The sequence below is a fragment of the Kitasatospora sp. NPDC004240 genome (assembly GCF_053603215.1).
The window spans coordinates 1-4,243 of the sequence record NZ_JBSGFD010000370.1 but is presented as its reverse complement, the minus strand read 5'-3'; the positions used below and the strand labels follow the sequence as shown (position 1 = coordinate 4,243).

The window sequence follows — 4,243 nt, the reverse complement described above, 5'->3', positions numbered from 1 at the left end:
CTCGCCGGGCGCGGGCCACGGCCTCGTCGGCATGCGCGAGCGCGCCGCGATGCTCGGCGGCGAGCTGCTCGCCGGCCCCGCGCCGGACGGCGGCTACGAGGTCGCCGCCGAACTGCCCGTCCCACCCGGCGAACCGGCCCACGAGGGCGGGGACGAGGGGACGGACGGCACCAGGGGCACCGGCGGGTACGGCGACACGACCGGCACGAGCGGCACGACCGGTACCCGGCACAGGAAGAACGAGGACAGCTCCGTATGACGATCCGTGTGATGATCGCGGATGACCAGGCCATGGTCCGCGAGGCCTTCTCGGTGCTGCTCGACGCGCAGCCCGGCATCGCGGTCGTGGCGACCGCCGCGGACGGCGAGCAGGCCGTCGCGCTGGCCGGGGAGTTGGGCCCCGACATCGTGGTGATGGACATCCGGATGCCCGGGCTCGACGGCATCGAGGCCACCCGGCGGATCACCGCCCGCCCCGGATCCCGGACGAGGGTCCTCGTCCTGACCACCTTCGACCTGGACGAGTACGTCTACGAGGCGCTGCGCGCGGGCGCCGGCGGCTTCCTCCTCAAGGACGCCTCCGGTCTCGAACTCGCCGAGGCCGTCCGGGTGGTGGCCCGCGGTGAGGCCCTGCTCTCCCCCGCCCTCACCCAGCGGCTGATCACCGAGTTCGCCCGCCTGGGCCACGGCCCGCGGCGCGGCGACGGCGAAGGCGAAGGCAACGGCATGGCGGTCGACCGGCTCACCGGGCGGGAGACGGAGGTCCTGCGCCGGATCGCGGAGGGCCTGTCCAACGCCGAGATCGCCGAGCGGCTGACCGTCGCGGAGGAGACCGTCAAGACCCACGTCGGCCGGATCCTGCACAAGCTCCACCTGCGCGACCGCACCCAGGCCGCCGTCTTCGCGTACGAGAGCGGGCTGGTCACCCCCGCCTCACCGCCCACGTAGCGGGAGCGCGATCGCGCGGACGTCCCTCTCAGGAGCTACCCCGAAGGACGGCTCCGGCGGGGGACGCCGGGCGGGGGTGGTGGGCGCGAGAGTCGTGGTGCGTCCGGGCGTCAGGGCCCGGCCGCGCGTCCCCGGCCCTCGCACCCACGCATCGGAGCGTCAACCATGTCCAGTCTTCCGGCCACCGGGCCCGCTCAGCCCGCCGAGCCTGCCACCCCCGCCGATCCCACCGATCCCACCGATCCCGCCGAAACCGGCGCCGCTCCGGCACCCGACTCCGCCTCCACCTCCGCGCCCGCGCCCGTCCGGTGGCCGGTCAGGGCGCTGCGCCTCACCGTCGCGCTCATCGGTTCGCTCCTGGCGTTCCTGACGGCCGCGATCATGCTGGGCGCCTACATCCCCTCGATCCCGAAGGCGGGTGTGATCGGCCCGGTCATCGGCGGCCAGTACCCCTTCCACACGGCCGCGCTCGCACTGCTCGGTACGGCCCTCGGTGTGCTCGCGTGGCGCCGCGGGCTGGTCCGCTGGGGCCGGACGCTCACCGCCGTGACCGCCCTGTCGGCCGCCGCCGCGCTCGTCGTCGGCGGGGTCCAGTTCGCCGACGCCCGGCGCGAGGGCGTGCGGGTCTCCTTCGGTGACGTCCTCACCGAGCTCGCCTACCCGGACGTCCGGCCGGACGCCACCGCCACGTACGCGACCCGCGGCGCCGAGGCCCTGGAGGCGGACCTGTACCTGCCGGGCGGGCGCGGCACGGGCCGTGCGCCCGCCGTCGTCCTGGCCCACGCGGGCGGCTTCCACACCTTCGACCGCGGCGATCTGCGCGGCACCGGCCGTTGGCTCGCCGACCGCGGGGTCGCCGTCATCGCCGTCGACTACCGGCTGGCCGCCCCGGGCCGGCCCACCTGGGACCAGGCCCCGCAGGACCTGGCCACCGCCCTGGGCTGGGTGCGCGAGCACGCCGACGAGTACGGCATCGACCCGTCGCGCGTCTCCCTGGGCGGGATGTCGGCCGGCGGCACCCTGGCGCTGAACACCGCCTACCGGCTGCGGAACGGCACCCTTCCCGCCCCCGGCGGCTCCGCCCCGCAGCCGCCGTACTCGGTCGTCGGCTTCTACCCGGGGACGGACGTCACCGACATGTGGAACCACGACGTGGCCGGCACCCGCGAGGCCGCCGAGCTCTTCACCGGCGGCACCCCGCAGCAGTACCCGGACCGCTACCGGTCGGTCTCCCCGGTCGAGGACGTCCGCCGCGGCCTGCCGCGCACCCTGCTCGTCGTCGGGGACCGTGACCGCAGCGCCCTCCCCGGCTCCGTCCGCGACCTCGCCGCCCGGCTCCGCGCGGTGGACGTCGACACCACGGTCAAGGTGCTCCCCTTCGCCGAGCACGCCTTCGACGACGCCTACGGCAGCCTCACCTCGCAGACGAGCCGCCAGGTCCTGCTGGACTTCCTCCTCCCGCAGGACGGCGGCACCCGCTGATCCGCGGGCCGCCGTACCGCGTCGAGCGACCCGAGGAGGAGCGTCGGCCTCGGCCCCGCGAAGCATCCGGTGGCGGCCCCCGCGCGGTTCAGACCTCGCCGAAGCGGCCGGCCTTCACCGCCGCCACGAACGCGGCGAAGGCGCCGGCCGTGAGGACGAGCGCGGGGCCGCCCGGGTCCTTCGAGTCCCGGACCGCCCGGAGGCCGGGAAGGCCGGAGGCGACCTCGACGCACTGCCCCCCGTTGCCGCTGTAGCTGCTCTTGACCCAGGAAGCGCCGGTCAGATCAACGTGCTCACTCATGCTGAAGAATCCCTTCGCGCCGTGCCGATCAATGCGAGCGATGCCACCTGCGACAGCGCCTCGACCTGGAGCAGATCGTATTCCCGGGCCCATGCGGACACGGTGGCCCGGTCACTCTCCAGGTAGCCGCGCTGATGGGTCTCGGTATACCCGAGCGAGGTGCCGTCGCCAAGGTGGAGCAACGACATCGACCGCATGAAGGGCCGCGACGCCCCCAGTTCGTACGGCGCCACCTGGACGACGTAGTTGGGCCGGGCCGCCAGCTCCTCGATGTGCTTCAACTGGCGTGCCACGGTCGCCGCCCCGCCGACCCTGGTCCTCAGGCAGCTCTCGTCGAGGATCACGTGGACCAGCGGGGCGGGGTCGCGGTTGATCCGCTCCTGCCGGTCCAGGAGCAGGCGGACGCGCTCGGCGCCCTGCTCGGCCGTGACGCTGCCCCGCGCGGCGGCCCCGGCCTCCAGCGCCTCGGCGTACTCGCGCGTCTGCACCAGGCCCGGGATGACGCCGAGCTCGAACAGCCGGATCACCACGGCCTCCCGCTCCTTGGTCACGTACTCCGGGTACCCCGGCAGCAGGGAGGAACCGTTGAGCGTCCAGTACGTCAGCTCCAGCGTCTCCCCGGTGCGCAGCACGCGGTCCGCGCTGCGCACCCAGTCAAGTGTGGGACTGCGAGTGCCCCGTTCGAGGTTGGAGACCTGACTGTCGCTCAACTGGGTACGCGCGCCCAGCTCGGCCTGGCTCAGCCCCGCCGCCTTGCGCGACCTGCGCAGTTGCGCGCCGAACGCGGCGAGCGGCGATGCCGACGGATCCAGTTGCGTCTCACGCATCATCAGGCCTTCGTCTCGGCGCGAATCCCACGGGGGCAACTGTCAAGTGGGAAAGCCTTCCGATCGTAGGGGGACCGGGTCACCATGGCCATATCAGGCGAGACGCCGCGGGCGCGGCACGACCCACGGAGAGCCCCCATGCCCGAGAGCCGGCGACACGACCCGCCCGAGTTCGTTCCGCACGAGGTGGTACGCGACCTCGGTCACCGTGTGGACGGCAGGCCACGGGAAGGGGTCTTCCTCGAACACATCGCCGGCAGGGCCTACTTGAGGCCCCTCGGCGGTGGCGAGGAGTGGACGACCCGCCTCACGGATCTGGAGAGCTGCTCGCCCCGGGAGATCGCCCCCGGCAGCGCGGGCAAGCCCCACCGCCGACGGCTGAACGACGAGGCGACCTGAGCACCGCTCGGCCGGTCAGTGCCTCGGCGGGCGCTGGGCGCGGCGGGCGGCTCGGGCGGCGGAGGCGGACGACAGGGCGTTGGCGCCTCCGGCGAACGCCAGGACGACCCCGAGGAGGCAGAGGATGCCGCCGGGCACGCCCCGGTCCTGGGGTACCGGGCATGTGGCCGCCTCGCAACCGACGCCGCCTACCGTGACTCCTCCCCCGGCTGAAGCCGGGGGCTTCTCGCTATGCCGGGTTGGCGTCGCGACGGACCAGCCCGGCCCGTAGAACGTTCAGAGCGCC

General features: G+C 74.1%; 7 protein-coding genes. 4 read left to right on the top strand and 3 right to left on the bottom strand.

Going from position 1 to position 4,243, the window contains the following annotated elements:
• The 3 genes from ACWEQL_RS41385 to ACWEQL_RS41375 all read left to right on the top strand — a co-directional run.
• Window positions 1–259: ATP-binding protein (locus ACWEQL_RS41385; RefSeq protein ID WP_452156632.1), on the top strand; the 259-nt coding region annotated here is incomplete at its 5' end.
• Window positions 256–948: a response regulator gene (locus ACWEQL_RS41380; protein WP_452156630.1), complete on the top strand. Its 693-nt coding sequence runs from the start codon at window positions 256–258 to the stop codon at window positions 946–948. The genes ACWEQL_RS41385 and ACWEQL_RS41380, both read left to right, overlap by 4 nt.
• A gap of 165 nt (window positions 949–1,113) precedes the next feature.
• On the top strand, window positions 1,114–2,430 hold the full coding sequence (locus tag ACWEQL_RS41375) for an alpha/beta hydrolase (RefSeq protein ID WP_452156628.1): 1,317 nt from the start codon (window positions 1,114–1,116) through the stop codon (window positions 2,428–2,430).
• Window positions 2,431–2,518: 88 nt separating this feature from the next.
• Here the strand turns inward: ACWEQL_RS41375 and ACWEQL_RS41370 are convergent, their stop codons facing one another.
• Complete coding sequence (locus ACWEQL_RS41370) at window positions 2,519–2,731, bottom strand: DUF397 domain-containing protein (protein WP_452156626.1); 213 nt, start codon at window positions 2,729–2,731, stop codon at window positions 2,519–2,521.
• A complete protein-coding gene (locus ACWEQL_RS41365; RefSeq protein WP_452156624.1) occupies window positions 2,728–3,561 on the bottom strand; it encodes a helix-turn-helix domain-containing protein in 834 nt (277 codons plus the stop codon). Before ACWEQL_RS41365 ends, ACWEQL_RS41370 begins: the two co-directional genes overlap by 4 nt.
• A gap of 135 nt (window positions 3,562–3,696) precedes the next feature.
• Here ACWEQL_RS41365 and ACWEQL_RS41360 point away from each other — a divergent pair, with 135 nt between their 5' ends.
• On the top strand, window positions 3,697–3,957 hold the full coding sequence (locus tag ACWEQL_RS41360; protein ID WP_452156622.1) for a hypothetical protein: 261 nt from the start codon (window positions 3,697–3,699) through the stop codon (window positions 3,955–3,957).
• Window positions 3,958–3,972: 15 nt separating this feature from the next.
• Here the strand turns inward: ACWEQL_RS41360 and ACWEQL_RS41355 are convergent, their stop codons facing one another.
• Complete coding sequence (locus tag ACWEQL_RS41355) at window positions 3,973–4,095, bottom strand: hypothetical protein (protein ID WP_452156620.1); 123 nt, start codon at window positions 4,093–4,095, stop codon at window positions 3,973–3,975.
• Window positions 4,096–4,243: the final 148 nt, after the last annotated feature.

Bases quoted from the DNA above. Each gene is read 5' to 3' on its own strand.
- ACWEQL_RS41380 (WP_452156630.1), top strand. From the start codon at position 256: ATGACGATCCGTGTGATGATCGCGGATGACCAGGCCATGGTCCGCGAG.
- ACWEQL_RS41375 (WP_452156628.1), top strand. From the start codon at position 1,114: ATGTCCAGTCTTCCGGCCACCGGGCCCGCTCAGCCCGCCGAGCCTGCC.
- ACWEQL_RS41370 (WP_452156626.1), bottom strand. From the start codon at position 2,731: ATGAGTGAGCACGTTGATCTGACCGGCGCTTCCTGGGTCAAGAGCAGC.
- ACWEQL_RS41365 (WP_452156624.1), bottom strand. From the start codon at position 3,561: ATGATGCGTGAGACGCAACTGGATCCGTCGGCATCGCCGCTCGCCGCG.
- ACWEQL_RS41360 (WP_452156622.1), top strand. From the start codon at position 3,697: ATGCCCGAGAGCCGGCGACACGACCCGCCCGAGTTCGTTCCGCACGAG.